Origin of the sequence: Streptomyces sp. NPDC058646, assembly GCF_042716875.1 — a bacterium.
In the GTDB taxonomy this organism is placed as follows: Bacteria; Actinomycetota; Actinomycetes; order Streptomycetales; family Streptomycetaceae; genus Streptomyces.
On the sequence record NZ_JBHXRK010000002.1, the window covers coordinates 334,246 to 351,515 of the forward strand.

At 74.6% G+C, this 17,270-nt stretch carries 16 protein-coding genes; 5 read left to right on the top strand and 11 right to left on the bottom strand.

The genetic code is table 11. The features are described from left to right. Positions 1-58 precede the first annotated feature (58 nt). Positions 59-1,336: a streptophobe family protein gene (locus ACFWUZ_RS04980; protein ID WP_384367151.1), complete on the bottom strand. Its 1,278-nt coding sequence runs from the start codon at positions 1,334-1,336 to the stop codon at positions 59-61. 155 nt (positions 1,337-1,491) lie between these two features. On the opposite strand from ACFWUZ_RS04980, the gene ACFWUZ_RS04985 reads away from it, so the two are divergent. After that, the gene (locus ACFWUZ_RS04985) at positions 1,492-3,006 is read left to right on the top strand and encodes a DUF6777 domain-containing protein (protein ID WP_384367286.1); all 1,515 of its coding nucleotides are present in this window, start codon (positions 1,492-1,494) and stop codon (positions 3,004-3,006) included. A gap of 29 nt (positions 3,007-3,035) precedes the next feature. Here the strand turns inward: ACFWUZ_RS04985 and ACFWUZ_RS04990 are convergent, their stop codons facing one another. Further along, the gene (locus ACFWUZ_RS04990) at positions 3,036-3,203 is read right to left on the bottom strand and encodes a hypothetical protein (protein WP_384367154.1); all 168 of its coding nucleotides are present in this window, start codon (positions 3,201-3,203) and stop codon (positions 3,036-3,038) included. Between the two features lie 301 nt (positions 3,204-3,504). On the opposite strand from ACFWUZ_RS04990, the gene ACFWUZ_RS04995 reads away from it, so the two are divergent. Next, a complete protein-coding gene (locus ACFWUZ_RS04995; RefSeq protein WP_384367157.1) occupies positions 3,505-5,598 on the top strand; it encodes a SpoIIE family protein phosphatase in 2,094 nt (697 codons plus the stop codon). 3 nt (positions 5,599-5,601) lie between these two features. Here ACFWUZ_RS04995 and ACFWUZ_RS05000 read toward each other — a convergent pair whose 3' ends face one another. The 4 genes from ACFWUZ_RS05000 to ACFWUZ_RS05015 all read right to left on the bottom strand — a co-directional run bounded on the left by ACFWUZ_RS05000 (position 5,602) and on the right by ACFWUZ_RS05015 (position 10,216). Continuing rightward, positions 5,602-6,492 (bottom strand): DUF4328 domain-containing protein, encoded by an 891-nt coding sequence (locus ACFWUZ_RS05000; RefSeq protein WP_384367160.1) that lies wholly within the window; start codon positions 6,490-6,492, stop codon positions 5,602-5,604. A 155-nt stretch (positions 6,493-6,647) separates the two neighbouring features. Beyond that, a complete protein-coding gene (locus ACFWUZ_RS05005; protein WP_384367163.1) occupies positions 6,648-8,594 on the bottom strand; it encodes an ABC transporter permease in 1,947 nt (648 codons plus the stop codon). A gap of 222 nt (positions 8,595-8,816) precedes the next feature. After that, entirely contained in the window at positions 8,817-9,629 is an 813-nt protein-coding gene (modA, locus tag ACFWUZ_RS05010) for a molybdate ABC transporter substrate-binding protein (RefSeq protein ID WP_384367166.1), read from the bottom strand. Between the two features lie 191 nt (positions 9,630-9,820). After that, positions 9,821-10,216, bottom strand: coding sequence for a molybdopterin-binding protein (locus ACFWUZ_RS05015; RefSeq protein ID WP_384367169.1), 396 nt, complete (start codon positions 10,214-10,216; stop codon positions 9,821-9,823). 134 nt (positions 10,217-10,350) lie between these two features. On the opposite strand from ACFWUZ_RS05015, the gene ACFWUZ_RS05020 reads away from it, so the two are divergent. Then, a complete protein-coding gene (locus tag ACFWUZ_RS05020) occupies positions 10,351-10,746 on the top strand; it encodes an RNA-binding S4 domain-containing protein (RefSeq protein ID WP_384367172.1) in 396 nt (131 codons plus the stop codon). A 92-nt stretch (positions 10,747-10,838) separates the two neighbouring features. Here ACFWUZ_RS05020 and ACFWUZ_RS05025 read toward each other — a convergent pair whose 3' ends face one another. The 3 genes from ACFWUZ_RS05025 to ACFWUZ_RS05035 form a co-directional block, all read right to left on the bottom strand. Beyond that, positions 10,839-11,246, bottom strand: coding sequence for a PTS-dependent dihydroxyacetone kinase phosphotransferase subunit DhaM (locus tag ACFWUZ_RS05025; RefSeq protein WP_384367175.1), 408 nt, complete (start codon positions 11,244-11,246; stop codon positions 10,839-10,841). After that, a complete protein-coding gene (dhaL, locus tag ACFWUZ_RS05030; RefSeq protein ID WP_384367178.1) occupies positions 11,243-11,857 on the bottom strand; it encodes a dihydroxyacetone kinase subunit DhaL in 615 nt (204 codons plus the stop codon). The genes ACFWUZ_RS05025 and dhaL overlap by 4 nt, the downstream gene beginning before the upstream one ends. Before the next feature lie 180 nt (positions 11,858-12,037). Continuing rightward, on the bottom strand, positions 12,038-12,874 hold the full coding sequence (locus ACFWUZ_RS05035; protein ID WP_384367181.1) for a class II glutamine amidotransferase: 837 nt from the start codon (positions 12,872-12,874) through the stop codon (positions 12,038-12,040). A gap of 320 nt (positions 12,875-13,194) precedes the next feature. Here ACFWUZ_RS05035 and ACFWUZ_RS05040 point away from each other — a divergent pair, with 320 nt between their 5' ends. Further along, positions 13,195-14,298, top strand: coding sequence for a sugar ABC transporter substrate-binding protein (locus tag ACFWUZ_RS05040; RefSeq protein ID WP_384367184.1), 1,104 nt, complete (start codon positions 13,195-13,197; stop codon positions 14,296-14,298). A gap of 275 nt (positions 14,299-14,573) precedes the next feature. Here the strand turns inward: ACFWUZ_RS05040 and ACFWUZ_RS05045 are convergent, their stop codons facing one another. Together ACFWUZ_RS05045 and ACFWUZ_RS05050 are read right to left on the bottom strand one after the other, a co-directional pair. Next, positions 14,574-15,980, bottom strand: a complete 1,407-nt coding sequence (locus ACFWUZ_RS05045) for an MFS transporter (RefSeq protein ID WP_384367187.1) — start codon at positions 15,978-15,980, stop codon at positions 14,574-14,576. A gap of 126 nt (positions 15,981-16,106) precedes the next feature. After that, positions 16,107-16,457, bottom strand: coding sequence for an ArsR/SmtB family transcription factor (locus ACFWUZ_RS05050; protein WP_384367190.1), 351 nt, complete (start codon positions 16,455-16,457; stop codon positions 16,107-16,109). A gap of 146 nt (positions 16,458-16,603) precedes the next feature. Between ACFWUZ_RS05050 and ACFWUZ_RS05055 the strand changes: the two genes are divergently transcribed. Next, positions 16,604-17,230: a hypothetical protein gene (locus ACFWUZ_RS05055; protein WP_384367193.1), complete on the top strand. Its 627-nt coding sequence runs from the start codon at positions 16,604-16,606 to the stop codon at positions 17,228-17,230. Positions 17,231-17,270 lie beyond the last annotated feature (40 nt).

Sequence of the window (17,270 nt, forward strand, 5' to 3'; positions counted from 1 at the left end):
GGCGGGTCGGTGATGCGGGTCGGGGTGGCCGTGAAACCGCTCCCGGCCGGCGGCGGGGTCAGTGCGGGGCGGGTCCGCCGACGCGTCCCCTGCGGGGGAACGGCCGGGCCAGCAGGGCGCCCAGGAACCCGGAGACCGCGCCCCAGCCGAACGCGAGGCCCACCGTGCGCCACAGGACCGCGGTGAGCTCGACCGTGCCGCCGAGGCCGTCCACGGCGCCGATGCCCAGCAGCGAGAGGCCGACCTGCGCCTGGACGCGCGCCAGCAGACAGACCGCCACGGTGGCGAGGGCCAGGGCCACGCCCAGGTGGAGAGCGTGCTGCCAGGGCCGGACGTGGGCGGGGGAGCGTACGGCCGCGGCCACCCCCGCGCCCAGCAGCAGGACGGCCGCCACCGCCACCAGCCACCAGGCCCGCGCGTCCCGCTCCGCCAGGCCGGCCACGTCGACCGTGGACCGCTCGGACCCGCGGAGCACCTCGTCCAGCAACCGGGGCATGGGCAGCCCGAACGGCCCGTCGACCTTCCCCTCCCAGGCGCCGCCGAAGCCCAGCGTGAACGCGAGCCAGGCCAGGTTGGGCAGCCCGAGCAGGAGCACGGCCAGGGTCCGTGCGCCGTGGCCCTGCGTGGCCGCCACCACCAGGCCGGCTCCGAGGCCGAGGACCACGTACGCGAGCAGCAGGGCCAGGGTGGCGGAGGCCGCCGGACGCACGGCCGAGTGGAAGCGGACCAGGACCGCGGGGGGCGGCGCCCGCCGGGAGGTGAGCAGGACGACCAGCAACAGGCCGAGGATCCACAGCAGTCCGAACAGCAGCGTGGCGGGCAGGTCCGTCCGGAAGCCCACGGTGGGGGCGGAGTCGAGGAGTTCGCCGATCTCCCCCACGGGGGAGTCCCCGGTGGAGACGCCGAAGGTCCGGCGGGCGAGGAGCCCGGTCGCGGTGAGTGCGAGGAGCCACATCAGCACCAGGGGCGTGGCCCTGGCCGCCAGTTCACCCGGACGGGCCACCGCCCGGATGCGAAAGGGGCGCAGGAAGCAACGGCCGGTCACGAGGGCTCCGGACAGGCTCACCGAAAGGGGCAGCAAGGACAGGCTCGCGTCCGCCTCCGCCAGGAATCCCGCGCCGCCCGAGACCTCGACGGAGCCGCCGGCGGCCATCACGACCACGGCGGCGACCACATGGGGGAAGGCGCCGTCCGGCAGGTCACCGGCCCCGGCGCAGGCGAGTCCGGCCGCCGCGAGCACGGCCATCACCGCGAAACCCGCGACGACGGAGACGAGGGCGTCACGCCATGCCTGTCCGGTTCCTCCGGGCGACGGTGCGGTCGGCGTACGGCTCACCCTGCAACGGTGGCAGCCTCCGCTTGCGGCCACCACCCGGACGGCGCACACAATGGTCCGCAAGAGTGCAAGAAATCCGGATATTTCCGTGCGGTGAGGGCGGAGCGTCCACCCGGGACCGGAACTCCTCCGTCTGGGAAGAAGAGCCCGTGACCATGCAGCCCGAGCAGCCCGATCACAAGCCGCCGCGGTCCGAGCGTCCGACCGAGGCCCCCACGGGCCCGCGTGCCGGCCCGCCGTCCCGTCCTCCCTCCGGTCCTCCCTCCGGCCCGCTCTCGGGCGGAAAGGGGGAGCCCCCGCCCGCTGCGCCGCCTCCGGCACCGCCCGGCGGCGGAGCGGGCGGTCCCGGTGGTTCGGGTGGTTCGGGTGGGCCGCCCGCGGGGGGCCCACCGGCCCGGAGGCCCTGGTGGCGCTCCGTGCCCCGCATGGCCACGGCCCTCGTCGCCCTGGCGGCGGTGGTGGCCCTGGCCGTGGTGCTGACCCGACCCAGCGGAACCTCCGGCCAGGAGGTCTTCCTCCAGCCGGCCGCCGATGCCGGGCCCGACCCGTTCACCGAGTCCACTGCGGCGGCCCAGCCCGTACCACCGGCTCCCACACCCACCGGAACCACGGGCACCACCAGCCCCACTGCCCCCACCGGGCCCCCGACCGGCGCCACGGGCACCCGCAGCGTCAGCGGGGCCTCGCCCGGCGTGTACGGCGGCACCAGGTCCGTCGCCAGCTGCGACGTGGAGAAGCAGATCAAGGTGCTGACCGGACAGCCCTCGAAGAACAGCGCCTTCGCCTCGGCCCTCGGCATCCAGCCGGCGGCCGTCCCCGGCTACCTCCGCTCGCTCACCCCGGTCCAGCTGCGGATGGACACCCGGGTCACGAACCACGGCTACCGGGACGGCAGGGCCACCAGCTACCAGGCGGTGCTCCAGGCCGGTACCGCCGTCCTGGTGGACGACCGGGGCGTGCCGCGGGTGCGCTGCGCGTGCGGGAACCCGCTGGGCGTGGCCGTGCCGCTGCAGGCCGACGCGAAGCGGACCGGGCAGCCGTGGCGTTCGTACCAGCCGTCGCGGGTGGTGGTCATCGCCCCGTCGGTGACCGTCGTCAACAAGTTCGTCATCTACGACCCCCGGGGCGGCCGGTGGTACGAGCGCGACCGCGGCGACCACCACGGCAAGAACGACAGGCCCGTGCCGCCGCCGGTGGTCCCGCCCCCGTCGTCGCTGCCCCCGTCCTTCCCGCACCCGTCCTCCACGCACCCGTCGGCGCCCACGCCGTCGGAGTCGCGCACGGCCTCGCCGTCCGTGACCGACTCGGGCACGCCGTCCGGGTCCCGGTCCCCGACCCCCTCCTCCGCGACACCGTCCTCCCCGACCCCGTCCTCCCCGTCGCCGTCGACCCCGTCGGGCGAGTCCTCCGCGCCGCCCTCGGACGGGTCCGTACCGCCTCCGGAGCCCCCGTCCCCGCCGCCGCCTCCGGAGCCCCCGTCCCCGCCGCCGTCCCCGGAGCCCCCGTCCCCGGAGCCCCCGTCCCCGGCGCCGCCCTCCATCGAGAGCCCCGTGCCGCCCTCCGCGGCCCCGGAGTCCCCGCCGGAGTCCCCGGTCTCCTCGCCGCCCGTTCCGCGGGTCGTCCCGGCACCGGAACCGTCGCCGTCACCCTCGCCGTCACCCTCGCCGTGACGGCCGCGGCCGGCCCGGCCTGAGCCGCGCTACCGCGCACGCCGGCCCAGTGCGTCGCCCGCCGCCCCCACCGCGAGGCCGAGCGCGAGCATGACGACGTAGCCGTAGACCTCGTAGCCCCCGGGGACGAGGAAGCGGACGAAGGAGAGCAGACCCGACACGGTCTTCAGCGGGGATTTCGGGTGAGTTGACGTCATGCTCCGACCGTAGGCGGGCGGGGCCGGGCCCGGGATCGTCCTTTGGTCGCCCGGTGGTCGTACTCAAGTATCCGGTCCGCGGCGGGAGGGCCGTCCACGGCCGAGGCCCGCGTGGATTCCCGGACACGAGCCGGCGCCCGCGCGCCAACGCGCGGTGGCCCTGGCGGTCGGACGCGGCCTGTCCAACGCGGAGATCGCCCGGGAGCTGCAGGGCGGACGCCCGGGGCTGATCCGGCCCGACCCGCAGCACCGTCCCCGCGCCCGCGGGGACACGGGCGGGGGAGAGTGAGACCCTGGCTGCATGGCCCACTGGGGATCGCACCCCGAGGTCGACTGGCCCGCGCGCCCGGACACGAGCCTCGCGCTCAACCGCATGGGCACCTTCGACTGGGACCTCGACGGCGGCCGGATGCACCTGGATCCCACCGCCCTCGAGGTCCTCGACCTGCGCCCGGAGGAGTTCGACGGGACCCCCGCCGGACTGCGGATCCGCCTCGGCCCCGCCGAGGAGGCCCGGCTCGACGCCCGGGTCGCACAGGCGCTCAAGGACGGGCACAGCCACTACGGGGCCTACGTCAGGTCCCGCGGGCGGGACGGAACCAGGTCCTGGCTGCACGTCCAGGGGCACATCCTGCGGGACCCGCGGGGGCGCCCGTACCGCGTCATCGGGATCCTCCGGGACGCCGCCCACGATCCCGCCGAACCGGGAGCGGGAGGCGCCCAGGAGGACGACCGGCGGCGGATGACCGGCGTCGTCGAGCGGACCACCGCCATCCTCGCCCACGCCCGCACCGTCAACGACGTCACCGACGTCCTCAAGGACCCCGCGGCCCTCGGACACCTCGGAGCGGTCAGCGTGATGCTGGGCGTGGTCGACGGCGGCCGCATCCACCTGGTCGCGGAGGGACAGCTCGGCTCGTACGTCCCCGAGATCGAGTACACGCGGATCGACGCGCAGCTCCCGATGAGCGAGGCCGTACGGACCATGCAGCCGGTCTACCTCTCCTCGCGCGAGGAGTTCGAGCAGGGCTACCCGCAGCTGTGGCCCTACATCGAGCCGCTGTCCGTCCGCAGCGGGGTCTACCTTCCGCTGATCGCCCAGGGCCGTCCCGTGGGCGCCCTCGGGCTGCTCTACAAGCGGGACGGGGATTTCAACGCCGAGGAGCGCAACCTGCTGATGGCACTGGGCAGCGGCATCGCGCAGAGCCTCCAGCGCGCCATCCTCTTCGAGCAGGAGCACGACCTGGCCGAAGGGCTCCAGCGGGCCATGCTGCCGCGCCGGATCCCGGAAGTGGCGGGCGCGCGGATCGCGGTACGGTACCGGGCCGCCCGGATGGGGCGGGACATCGGCGGCGACTGGTACGACGTGGTCCCGCTCGGCGAGGGCCGGGTCGGGGTCATGATCGGCGACGTGGAGGGCCACGACACGGACGCCGCGGCCGTCATGGGCCAGCTGCGGATCGTGCTGCGCGCCTACGTCGCCGAGGGGCACACTCCCGGTGCGGCCATGGAGAGGGCCTCGGCCTTCCTGCGCGACCTGGACACGGAACGCTTCGCCACCTGCACGTACGCCGAAGTCGACCTCAGCACCGGGATGCTGCGCATGGTCCGCGCCGGCCACCTCGACCCCGTCGTCCGGCGCGGCGACGGCAGCTGCCACCGGATCCAGGTCGCGGGCGGCCTCCCGCTGGGCCTGCCCCCGCGCGAGCGGCCGGGCACCGGCTCCGGCTATCCCGTGACCAGCCTCGAACTGCACCCCGGCGACACCCTGCTGCTGTGCACGGACGGCCTCGTCGAACGGCCCGGCGCCGACTCCGACACGGGCCTGCGGGAGTTCATGGAAGCCGTCCGAGACGGCCCCGTCGACGTCGAGGAACTCGCCGACGTGCTGTGCGACCTGATCGGGGACTCGGGCGGCGGGGACGACATGGCCCTGCTCCTGCTGCGCCGCCGGGGCACCCCGGTGGCGCGCGGCGGCGGCCCGCTGCACCACCGGCTGGAACCCGGGGACCCGGAGGCCCCCGCGTCGGCCCGGCACCTGATCCGGGCGGCCGTGGCCGCCTGGGGCGCCGCGGACCGGGCCGACGAGATCGAACTGGCGGCGGACGAGCTGATGACCAACGCCCTGGTCCACACCGACGGCGCCGGCGAGGTGAGCATGCGGCTCACCGGCGAGGGCCGGGTCCGCATCGAGGTCGAGGACTCCAGCAGCGCGCTCCCGCAGCGGCGCGAGGCGGGCGACTGGGCGGTGTCCGGGCGCGGGCTCATGCTGGTCGAGCAGCTCGCGGACGCCTGGGGCGTGGAGCCCAGGGGCGGCGGCAAATGCGTGTGGTGCGAGTTCGCCGCCGCCCCCGCGGTCCCCGTCGCGGCGGGATCGGCCGTCGCCGCCGGGTGAGCGTCAGACCGCGGCGTACGGGCCCTGCGCGGCCTGGGTGTTCTGCAGGGCCGTGAGCTTGCGCACGAAGAGCAGGGCGAGCACGGCCGCGACGACGTTGACCAGGTCGCTGGCGATGCCGAGGGCGTAGGCGTCCCTCAGCTCCTCGGGACTCTCGGCGGCCATGTACACCTTGCTGAAGACCCGGCCGAGGATCTGCGACAGCACCCACACCAGCCACCAGGCGGTGACGGGCGCGGTCGACACGGGGCGGTGCGCGCCGTCGGGCCCCAGCTGGGTGCTGGCCCTCCAGATCTGCTTCGCCGTCCGGAAGGGCAGGAACAGGTTGGCGACGGGGATGAACCAGCCGCCGATGGCCCACCCGCGGCTCTGCGTGAAGACGTCGCCGCGGAAGATGTCCCCGTTGCAGCGGACCCGGTGGAACCAGATGATGAAGACGACCGCCGTGGCGAGCAGCAGCAGGACCTGGAGGACACCGGCGACGCCGTTCAGGACGTCGGCCTGGGCGAGGGCGCCGTCGTCGACCCTGCCGGGATGCGCGATGACGTCCTTCATCAGGGACAGGCCGTACGCACTGGCAGCTGCCGATCCGAGGTCGATGACGGCCGAGACCGACAGCAGCACGGTCAGGGCGGTCGCCAGGCCCTGCGGCGAGCGCAGCACGTCGGCGGGCCGCGGCGGGAGGGGCTCCGGCTGACCGGTCCACACCGACCGGCCCGGCAGCACGGGCTGGCCGGGGGACGGCGCGGCGGGGTAGGGCGCAGTGCCGTACGGGGCCCCGCCGTAGGGAGCCGCGCCGTACGGCGGGTGGCCGGGCGGCGACGGCTGGGCGGCGTACGGCCCGGGGACGGGGCCCTGGGGTGGCGGCGGTGAGCCGGGCGTGCTGAAGGACATGACGGTGGTACCCCCCACGGGACGTGTGACCTGCGCAATGGTGCCCGCTGGCACACGCAGGCACCGGAGAACATATGCCAGCCCGGCAGCCGGGTCCAAGCGATTCCCAGCGCCCGGCCCAGGGGCCTGCCCCGGCCCGGCCGGAAGGACACCCCCTAGAGGCGCACGAGCGTGACCTCGGTGGCCTTCACGCTGGTCCACACCTCGGCGCCGTCGACGATGCCCAGCTCGGCGGCCGCCTCCGGAGTGATCTCCGCGACCAGGTCGGGTGCCCGGGCGGAGGCCACCAGGACGCGCAGACGGCTGCCGACCGCGGTGATCTCCCGTACGGTGCCCGGCCAGACGTTGCGAGGGCTGCCGTCCGGGCGGTTCCGGTGGACCGACACCGCCTCCGGGGCGATGATCGCGAGCGCCTCGGCACCCTCGGGCAGGGCCTCGGCGACCACCAGCCGCCCCCCGCCGGCCAGGGCCAGGCCCTCTGCCGAGGCGGTGCCGGACCAGGCGTTGCGCCCCAGCATGCGGGCCACCCAGGGGGAGCGGGGGTGCCGGGTCACCTCGGAGGGCGGCGCGTCCTGGAGGGTGCGGCCGTCGGCGAGTACGAGGACCCGGTCGGCGAGCGAGACCGCCTCGACGGGGTCGTGGGTCACGATGAGGCAGACCCCGCCGAAGCCGGCCAGGTGCGTGCGCAGCGTGTGCCGGACGTGCGCCCGCGTGGTCTGGTCGAGGGCGGCGAGGGGCTCGTCCAGCAGGAGCAGCCGGGGCCGGGCGGCCAGCGCCCGGGCCAGTGCCACGCGCTGGGCCTGGCCGCCGGAGAGCTGGGCGGGCTTGCGGTGGGCGAGGTGGCCGACACCGAGCCGGTCCAGCCAGGCGCGTGCCTCGCGGCGGGCCTCGGCCCGCGGTACCCGGCGGGCGCGCAGCCCGTACGCGGTGTTGGCCTCGGCGGTGAGGTGCGGGAACAGGGCCCCGTCCTGCGGGACCCAGGCCACCTGGCGCCGGTGCGGAGGCAGCGCCGTGACGTCGGTGTCGCCGAGCCGGAGCTCGGCGTGCGCGCGGGGCGTCAGGCCGAGCAGGGCGCGCAGCAGGGTGGTCTTGCCCGCGCCGTTCTCGCCGACGACCGCGATGGTGGTGCCGGGTTCGGCGTCGAGGACGAGCTGGTTGAAGCCGGTGACGGTGGCGTGCAGGGGCCAGTGGCCGCGGTCCGGGAGCGTTTGCCGGGGGCCGTGTCCGGCCGGAGCGGGGGCGTCGGCGGGATGGGGTCCGGGCGCTTCGTCCGCCACCGGGGGCGGAGCCGCGCCCCCGCGGGCGACGGGGGTACCCGTCCACCGGCCGCGCAGGGCGATCAGTACGCCCATCGCGATCGCGAGGAGCAGCAGCGACACCGAGGTGGCCGCTTCGGGCCGGTCCTGGAGCAGCAGGTACACCTGGAGCGGCAGGGTCTGGGTGGTGCCCGGCAGGTTCCCCGCGAAGGTGATGGTCGCACCGAACTCGCCGAGCGCGCGGGCCCAGGTGAGCGCGGCGCCCGCGACCAGCCCCGGGGCCACCATCGGCAGGGTCACCGTGAAGAACACCCGCACCGGCGGGGCGCCGAGGGAGGCGGCGGTCTCCTCGTAGCTCTGCCGCAGGCCGCCGAGGGCGCCCTCCAGGCTGATGACGAGGAAGGGCATGGCCACGAAGGTGGCCGCGAGGACGGCGCCCGACGTGTGGAAGGGCAGGGTGATCCCGAAGGTCTCCTCCAGCCAGGGCCCGAGCAGCCCCCGGCGGCCGAAGCCGAGCAGCAGGGCCACACCGCCGACGGTCGGCGGCAGCACCATCGGGAGCAGGACGAGCGAACGCACCAGCGCCTTGCCCTTGAACTCCACGCGGGCCAGCAGCCAGGCGAGCGGTACGCCGAGGAGGAGCGACAGGACGAGGGCCCACGACGACACCAGCAGCGACAGCCGCAGGGCCTCCACCACCCCCGGGCTGGTGAGGTGGGTGCCGAGTTCGCTCCACCGGGTGCGGACGAGGATGCCGATCAGCGGCAGCAGCAGGAACGCGACGGCGAGCAGCGCGGGCAGCGCGAGGGTCACGGGGGGCCGGGTGCGGGTGCGGATTCTGCTCATGCGGGTTTCCTGGCGGGGGAGGCGACGGCGGCGGGCAGCAGCGTACGGCGGCCGGTGGCCACCGGGGCGGGACGCGGCCGGGGGCGGGCGGGACGCGGCGGGGCGGGGGCGGGGCGGGGGCCTGGCCGGGCGGGCCGGTGGCGGTGGCCCTGGCGTGCACGTACCGGAGCGGCGGCCCGTCCCCCGGACCGGGCACCCCCCTCGGTGTGCGCCCCGGGGACGTCAGGCCTGCTGGAAGCCCGCGTCCCGGAGGATCTTCTGCGCCTCGGGGGCGCTCAGCCAGGCCACGAACGCGGCGGCGGCATCGGCGTTCCTGGACTGCTTCAGCGTGGCCGCGGGGTAGGCGGCGACGGCGTTCTGCTCGTCCGGGATCTCGACGGCCACGACCTTGTCCCCGGACTTGGCGGAGTCGGTCCTGTAGACGAGGCCCGCGTCGGCCTCGCCCAGCTCGACCTTGCTCAGCACGGCGCGCACGTTCGGCTCCTGGGATACGGGCCTCACCGTGACGCCCTGCTTGTCCAGGATCTCCTTGCTGTACCGGCCGACGGGGACCTCGGGAGCGGCCAGTACCACCTTGACCTTGGTGTCGGCGAGGTCCTTCAGCTCGTCGATCTTGAACGGGTTGCCCTGGCCGGCCGCGATGACCAGGCGGTTCTTGGCGATCACCTTCGCCTCGCCGGTCTCGGCCTTCAGGCCGTCCATCGTCTTGGTGTCGGCGGTGACCAGGACGTCGGCCGGCGCGCCCTGCTTCACCTGCGCGGCGAGCTCCTGCGAGCCGGCGAAGGAGAAGGTGACCTTCGTCCCCGGGTGGGCCTTCTCGTACGCGGTCCCGGCGGTCCTGAAGACCTCGGTGAGGGAGGAAGCGGCGAGGACCGTCAGCTTCGCGGCCCCGGGCTCGGCGGACGACGGGACCGGGGCGCTCGCGGAGGAGCCGGTGGCGGGCTTCCCGTCGCTGCCGCACGCGGTCAGCGGCAGGAGCAGGGCGGTGGTGAGGGCGGCGGCAGCGGTGCGGCGGCGGTTCGGGGCCACGGACATGAGCGGGTGCTCCTCGGTCGGGTCGGCGGCCGGCCCGGTGCCGGTTCCGCGCGGTGGTGACCCGCGCCGGTGACGGGCGGAGCGGGTGGGGACGTTCGGTGGGTGCTGAGCGGGTGGCGCGGGGGCGGCGCGCGGTCGCAGCGGCGGACGGTGCGGACGCCGGAGCGGGGACGTCCGCCCGGCCGGGCGGCTCAGGTGCGGTCGATGTGCACGCTGGTGGACTTCACGCGGGCGGTGGCCTGCATTCCGACCTCCAGCCCGAGCTCCTCGACCGCCTCACGGGTGAGCAGCGAGACCAGCCGGTGGGGACCCGCCTGGATCTCGACCTGCGCGGCCACGTCGCCGAGCGTGACGGCCGTGACGATGCCGGGGAAGGCGTTGCGCGCCGAGGTGTACGGCTCTCCGTCCTCGCTGTGGGCGCCCTGGCCCACCTCGACGGAGAATGCGGCCAGATCGCGGCCGTTGATCAGGCGACGGCCGGACTCGTCGCGATGGGTCACGACCCGGCCGGCGTCCGCCCAGCGGCGCGCGGTGTCCGGGCTGACGCCCAGCAGGCGGGCCGCCTGTCCGATGGTGTAGGACTGCATGTGCCACAAGGTAGGGGTACGAGTCCTGCATGTGCAATCCTCTTCGGACCTTCTGCATGGCAGATGCGATGCCCGTTGTCGCATCTGCCAAAAGTCGTCCCGTGCTCCCCGGCCCGCCTCGCTAGAGTCGGGGCATGGCTGATGAGGTAACGCGAACCGGAGCGGATGCGGGCACGGTCCGGGTGGACGCGTGGATCTGGTCCGTGCGCCTGACGAAGACCCGCTCGACCGCGGCGACCGCCTGCCGGGCGGGCCACGTGAAGGTCAACGGTGAACGGGCCAAGCCGGCGCAGCCCGTGCGCGCGGGCGACGAAGTGAGGCTCTTCCACGCCGGGCGGGAGCGGATCGTGGTGGTCCGCCGTCCCGTGTCCAAGCGGGTGGGCGCACCGGTCGCCGCGGAGTGCCTGATCGACAAGAGCCCGCCACCGCCGACCCCCGTCGAGGCCGCCGCCGTCGGCATCCGCGACCGGGGCGCGGGCCGTCCGACCAAGCGCGAGCGCCGCGAGATCGAGACCCTGCGCGGCCGCTGACCCCGTACCGCCCGGCGGCTGCGCCCCGGCCCGGCGCCCCACCTGCGGCGCCGGGCCGCGGCGGCGCGCCGCGCTCGTGGGCCTCCGCGGCCTCAGTGCTTGCGGTAGGAGTACGCCTCGGCCGCGGCCGCTTCCACGGCGGCCAGCGGAGCGCCCGCGGAAGCGGCGACCACCGCTGCCACCGCCCCCTCCACGAAGGGTGCGTCGACCAGGCGGGACTGCTCCGGCAGTTCGTCCTCGACGAGCAGCGCCTTCACCGTCAGCACCGAGCTGCCGAGATCCGCCAGCAGGGCGACCCCCGCACCCCCGTCCACCTCCCGCGCAGCCGCCATGATCCGTTCCGCGTCCGTGCCGAGGCGGCCGTCGGCGGTCCCGCCCGCCGCGGCCACCGGGGCCAGGGGCCCGCCCGCCGCGAGGCCCCGGGCCAGCGCCGCGACCGACTCCGCCACCTCGGCGCTGTGCGACACCAGCACGATCCCGACCGGACCGGGGCCCGTCACGCGGCACCGTCCGTCGCGTCCGCAGCATCGGCGAGGGCGCCGAGCAGCAGCGCCGAAGAGGTCGCGCCCGGGTCCTGGTGCCCGATGCTCCGCTCGCCCAGATAACTGGCCCGGCCCTTGCGCGCCTGCATCGGCACCGTCGCCCGCGCGCCGTGGTCCGCCGCCTCCGCGGCCGCCCGGTACGAGGTGTCCAGTGCGGCCACGCCCGGGACGAGCGCGTCCAGCATCGTCTTGTCCCCCGGAGCTGCCCCGCCCAGCTGCGCGACCGCCCCCACCCCAGCGTCCAGGGCCTTGCGCAGGTCCTCGTCCGACACCTCCGCGGCGTCACCGAGCTCCTTGCCGGTGCGCCGCAGCAGCGTCCCGTACAGCGGGCCCGACGCGCCGCCGACCGTCGAGATCAGGGTCCGCCCGGCCAGGGTCAGCACCGCGCCCGGCGACGGCGGGGGCTCCGCCTCCAGTGCCGTCCGTACGGCCGTGAAGCCGCGCAGCAGGTTGCTGCCGTGGTCGGCGTCCCCGATGGGGGAGTCGAGCTCGGTCAGCCGGTCCGCCTCGCGTTCCACCTCGGCCGCGGTGGCCGTCATCCAGCGCCGGAAGAAGTCTGTGTCACGCACCGGATCTCCTCGCCTCGTCTCGTCTCGCGTCGCTCGCTCGCCCGCTCCGTGCCCGTTCCGCCCGCCGACCGCCGGAGCGGAGAGAGATCCTACGCGCGTACCCGCCCGCGGGCGGGGAGGCCGGAGGGACACGGACGGCGGCGCCGCGCCGCCGGGCCGGCCGGCCGGCGCACCGTGCCGTCACATGGGTTCCGGGGTGAAGGTGTGCATGGCGTCCGCCCCGGGCTGGACGACGCCGTAGCAGCTCTCGGGCACCTCGTTCCAGGCGCCGGGCAGGTCACCGAGGGGTTCGGAGACGATGAGGCGGGTCTCGTCGGACACGTCCCGCAGGAAGGCCATGTCGGGGTGCAGTTTGCGCAGTGTGTCGACCCGGCTGCTGTAGAACAGCGACCGCGAAGCGCCCTGGCTGGAGTAGCGGAAGGCCCACACCCTCTCGCCGTCGGTGACGGCCACCGTCATCTGGAGCGGGAACTGCACGCCGTGCTCCCGGCCGACGCGTTCCACCAGCCCCACCATCCGGGCGACCGCACCCGGCGGGTCCTTTTCCAGGCCGAAGGTGACGGCGAGGTAGAACATCACCTCGGAGTCCGTCGTCCCCTCGATGTCGGAGAACACCAACGGGTCGATGAGCAGGACGAGGTCCCGGCGCATGCGGTGGAAGTCGGCGATGGCGCCGTTGTGCATCCACATCCAGCGGCCGTGCCGGAAGGGGTGGCAGTTCGTCTGCTGCACCGCCGTACCGGTCGACGCCCGGATGTGGGCGAAGAACAGCGGGGAGCTGACGTGGTCCGCGAGCTCCCGCAGGTTGCGGTTGTTCCAGGCGGGGCCGACGTCCCGGAGGAGCGCCGGGGTGTCGGTGTGCTCCGGGCTGTACCAGCCGACGCCGAACCCGTCGCCGTTCGTGGTCTCCACGCCCAGTTTGGAGTGCAGGCTCTGGTCGATCAGCGAATGGGCCGGTTTGTACAGGATGGTGTCGAGCAGCAGGGGCGTTCCTGAATACGCGAGCCATCGGCACATGACCGGTCACCTGAGTTCCTGGTCTCTCGTGGGCAGATCCATTGTGGCGTCCCCCGGTGCTGATCGCCATGCGGGCCCGCCCGCGGCCCGGTGGGCGAACGGCGACGGAGCGGCATCCTCTCTCTCTTCAGAAGTTGAATCGCTCCGGGGAAGCGAAAGAGGCCGGAACGTCATACCGACGACCGGAATGGGGGATGCGGAGGGTGATGGCAACGTTGCCATCACGTTAATACTTCACTTCTTGACGCTGATGTGTCTGGCCGAGTTGACTGCGTCTACCTCGGCCGAAAAGACACGGCCTCGTCAGGGGGGTTCAGTTCATGAATGCACATCTGGGTCGTGCCACCGCGGTCGTCGCCGTGTCCGCGATCACTCTTACGCTCACCGCCTGCGGCGGCGCGGAGGACGCGGACGGAAGACCCGGCTCCGGCAAGGGCCACGCGATCAAGGTCGGGTTGCTCCTGCCGGAGAACCAGACCGCGCGCTACGAGAAGTTCGACAAACCGCTCATCGAGAAGGAGGTCGCGGCGCTCACGCGCGGTAAGGGCGAAGTGGTCTACGCCAATGCCAAGCAGGATGCTGCGACGCAGAATTCCCAGGTCGATACGATGATCACCAACAAGGTGGACGTGCTCATCATCGACGCGGTCGACGCCAAGGCCATTGCCGGCGCGGTGAAAAGGGCCAAGGACGCCGGTATCCCGGTCGTCGCCTACGACCGTCTGGCCGAGGGCCCGATCGACGCCTACACCTCCTTCGACAACGAGGACGTCGGCAAGGTCCAGGGCAAGGCGCTGCTGGATGCGCTGGGCGACAAGGCCAAGGACGGCCAGATCGTCATGATGAACGGCTCGGTCACCGACCCGAACGCCAAACTGTTCAAGTCCGGCGCGCACTTCGTCCTCGACGGCAAGGTGAACATCGGCAAGGAGTACGACACCGTCGAGTGGAAGCCGGAGAACGCCAACACCAACATGGCGGCCGCCCTCTCCGCGCTCGGCAAGAGCAAGATCGTCGGCGTGTACTCGGCCAACGACGGCATGGCGGGCGGCATCATCACCGCCCTCAAGGCCGCCGGCCTGTCCACCCTGCCCCCGGTCACCGGCCAGGACGCCGAACTCGCCGGTGTGCAGCGCATCGTCGCCGGTGAGCAGTTCATGACCGTCTACAAGCCGTACGCCCCCGAGGCCGCGGCGGCGGCGGAGATGGCCGTCGCCCTCGCCCAGGGGGAGAAGATCGACGGAGTCATCAACCAGATGGTCGACAGCCCGACCACCAAGGGCGTGCCGTCGGTGCTCATCCCGGGCGTCGCCCTGACCAAGGCCAACGTCAAGTCCACCGTCGTCGACGACGGCGTCTACACGGTCGACGAGATCTGCACGGACAAGTACCGGGCGGCGTGTGAAGAGATCGGCCTGAAGTAGCAGGACCCGGGGCCGCAGGCGGGGCCCGGCGCCTTCCGCGGCCCCGGCGGACGGAGGTGCGCGCGGGACCCCCGATCGAACGCGCCCTCTTCGTCCTGCGCGGCGTGTTCGGGTACACCGGCCGCGAGATCGCCGCCTCGGTCGACAGGACCGGCGTATCCGTCCGGCAGAGCGCCCACCGCGCCCGCCGGCCCGTCCGCCCATCACCCGGGCCTTCCGCAGGATCCTCAGGGCAGCCGACAGCGCGCCCGCGGGGCGACCCCGGTAGGGCGACGTCATCCCGGCCGGCGCGGGTGGTGCCGGTCGATGACGTGGTGGTGGCCGTGGAGCCGGCCGTGCGCCGCCTCTCGGGCGTCCGCGAGGCGGGGGTGGCCCACGGGCAGGTCGGGATGGGCGTGTTCGACGTGGGACGGGTCACCGGCGGGCCAGATCACGGCCGCAGACGCGGCGGAGGCGAGCGCGACGACGGCGAGGACGGCGGCGGTCACGGGGAGTCCCGCCCCCGCTGCGAGCCATCCCGCGAGGGGGTAGGTGAGCAGCCAGCAGCCGTGCGAGAGGGAGAACCGCGCGGCGAACGCGGCGGGCAGCTCCGCGTCGGCGGCCGAGCGGCGCACGACGCGGCCGCCGGGGGTCAGCACGGCGGAGCAGGCGGCGCCGATCGCGGCCCAGGCCGCCAGGACCGCGTACCAGGACCACGGTGGCAGCCCCCCGGACTCCGGCGCGGTCGCCGTGACGGCGGCGACGCCGGCCAGGACGCAGGGCAGGGCGAAGGCAGCGGGGAGCATCACCGCACGGTCGGTGAAGCGGCCCAGCAGCCGCGGAAGGCACAGCGCGGCGAGGACCGATCCCGCCCCGTACGCGCCGAGGGCGACGGAGACGGCTCCGGCGGCGCGGCCGAAGCCGTCGCGGACCAGGACGACGGTGGTGACGAGGACGAGGGCTCCGGCGGCGGCGACCGCGAGGTCGAGGGCCACCAGCGCCCGCAGCCGCGGGGTGGCCCGGAACAGCCGGACGCCGGAGACGGCCTTGCCCCGGACGCGGCCGGAGCCCCGGCTCCGGCCATCGCCATCGCCATCGCCGCCGGGGACGTGGTCGCCGCCCGTCGGGGGCGCGGGGCGGGGGAGGAGCGCCGAGACGACCAGCGCCGCCGAGGCCAGGAAGCCGACGGCCGTACCGGCGAACAGCCAGCGGTGCGTCACCAGCGTCAGCAGGGCCGCGGCCAGCACGGGGCTGAACAGGCTCTCCAGGTCGTAGGCGAGCCTGCTCATCGACAGGGCCCGCGTGTAGTCCCGTTCGTCGGGCAGGACCTCGGGGACGAGGGCCTGGAAGGCGGGGGTGAAGGCCGCCGACGCGGCTTGGAGCAGGAAGACCAGGAGGTAGATCTGCCCGGCCCCGTCGGCGAACGGCAGGACCAGCGCGACCCCGGCCCGGACGAGGTCCGCGGTCACCAGCAGCGCGCGGCGGGGCACGCGGTCCGCCGCGGCGGCGATCACGGGGGCCAGGGCGACATAGGCGGCCATCTTGATCGCCAGCGCGGTGCCGAGGACCGCGGAGGCGTCGGCGCCCGCGATGTCGTGGGCGAGCAGGCTCAGGGCGACCGTGGCCAGCCCCGTGCCCACCAGGGCGATGACCTGGGCCGTGAACAGCCGGCGGTACGTGCCGTTGCGCAATACGGAGAGCATGGATCCGTCCCGGTCTCCGGAGGCGGGAACCGACCCGGCCATCATAGACAACGTGTGCGTACCTGAGCACATGTCATGCACGATGGCCGGGTCGGAAACGGACGGCGGCGGGACGGGCGGGGAGTGTCAGTCGTGCGGCGGGAGCGAGCGGAGCTGGTGGTCCGCCACGTTCAGCGCCTCGTCCACCAGTCGCCGCACATGCCCGTGACGCAGGGAGTACACGACGCGGCGCCCGTCCTTACGGGTGCTCACCAGCCCCGCCAGCCGGAGTTTGGCCAGGTGCTGGCTGACGGACGGACGGGCCGCCCCGCACGCCTCGGTGAGGGTGGTGACATCGGCCTCGCTCCGGCAGAGCCGCTCCATCAGCGCCAGCCGGGTCCGGTCCGCCAGGAGGGCCAGCACGGACGCGGCGGCCTCGAGCCGGTCGCCCCGCTCCTGCGCATGCCGCGCACCTGCCCCGTGCGTACCTGGTCCCATGCGCACAGACTAGGCCGTCGCACAGGGGCCGCGGCCGTGCGCTCCTTCGCGCACGGCCGGCCCCCGCCGCCCCGGGGCTACGGTGGGCGGGACCGGGGAGGGAGCCGGCGGCCCGGACCACCCGGCTGCACAACTCCGCGCGCCTGGTGCGCTGGAACAGCGACAAGCGCTGCCTCCTCGACCTCGCCGGCCGCGGAGTCGCCGTGGTGCCCCCGCAGTTCGTCGCACCGGGCGGGCACCTCCGCGCGGAAGACTTCGACCAGGCCTGCGGCGTGGTGGTCAAACCGGCCGCCTCCGCGGGCGCGACGGACATCGCGCGCTACGAGCCCGGACGGCACGCGGACGCCGTGCGCCACGCCCGGATGCTGCTGGACCAGGGCCGCACGGCGATGGTCCAGCCCTACCAGAGCCTCATCGAAGCGGGGGAGCGCGCCCCGGTCTTCTGCGCGGGCGCCTTCAGCCACGCGATCCGCAAGGAGCCCCTGCTGACCGAGCCGGGAGTGATCGGCAGGTTTCGCGTGCCGCACCCGGGCGCCGCCCCCTACCGGCCCGCCGAGCAGGAGGTCCGCGCCGCCCGCGCGGCCCTGGCGGCGGTCCCGTCGGCGCAGGTCCCGCTGTTCGCGCGGGTGGACCTGACGCCGGCCGAGGCCCGGGAACCGGTGGTCATGGAACGGGAACTCCTCGGGCCCCCTCTCTTCCTGGGCAGCGACCCGCAGGGGCTGCGGCGTTTCGTCGACGCCGTGGCGGCCGAGGGCCGCGCGCTCTCCCTCTGAACCCGAGCGGGACCGGGACCGGGACCGCAACCCGGCCCGG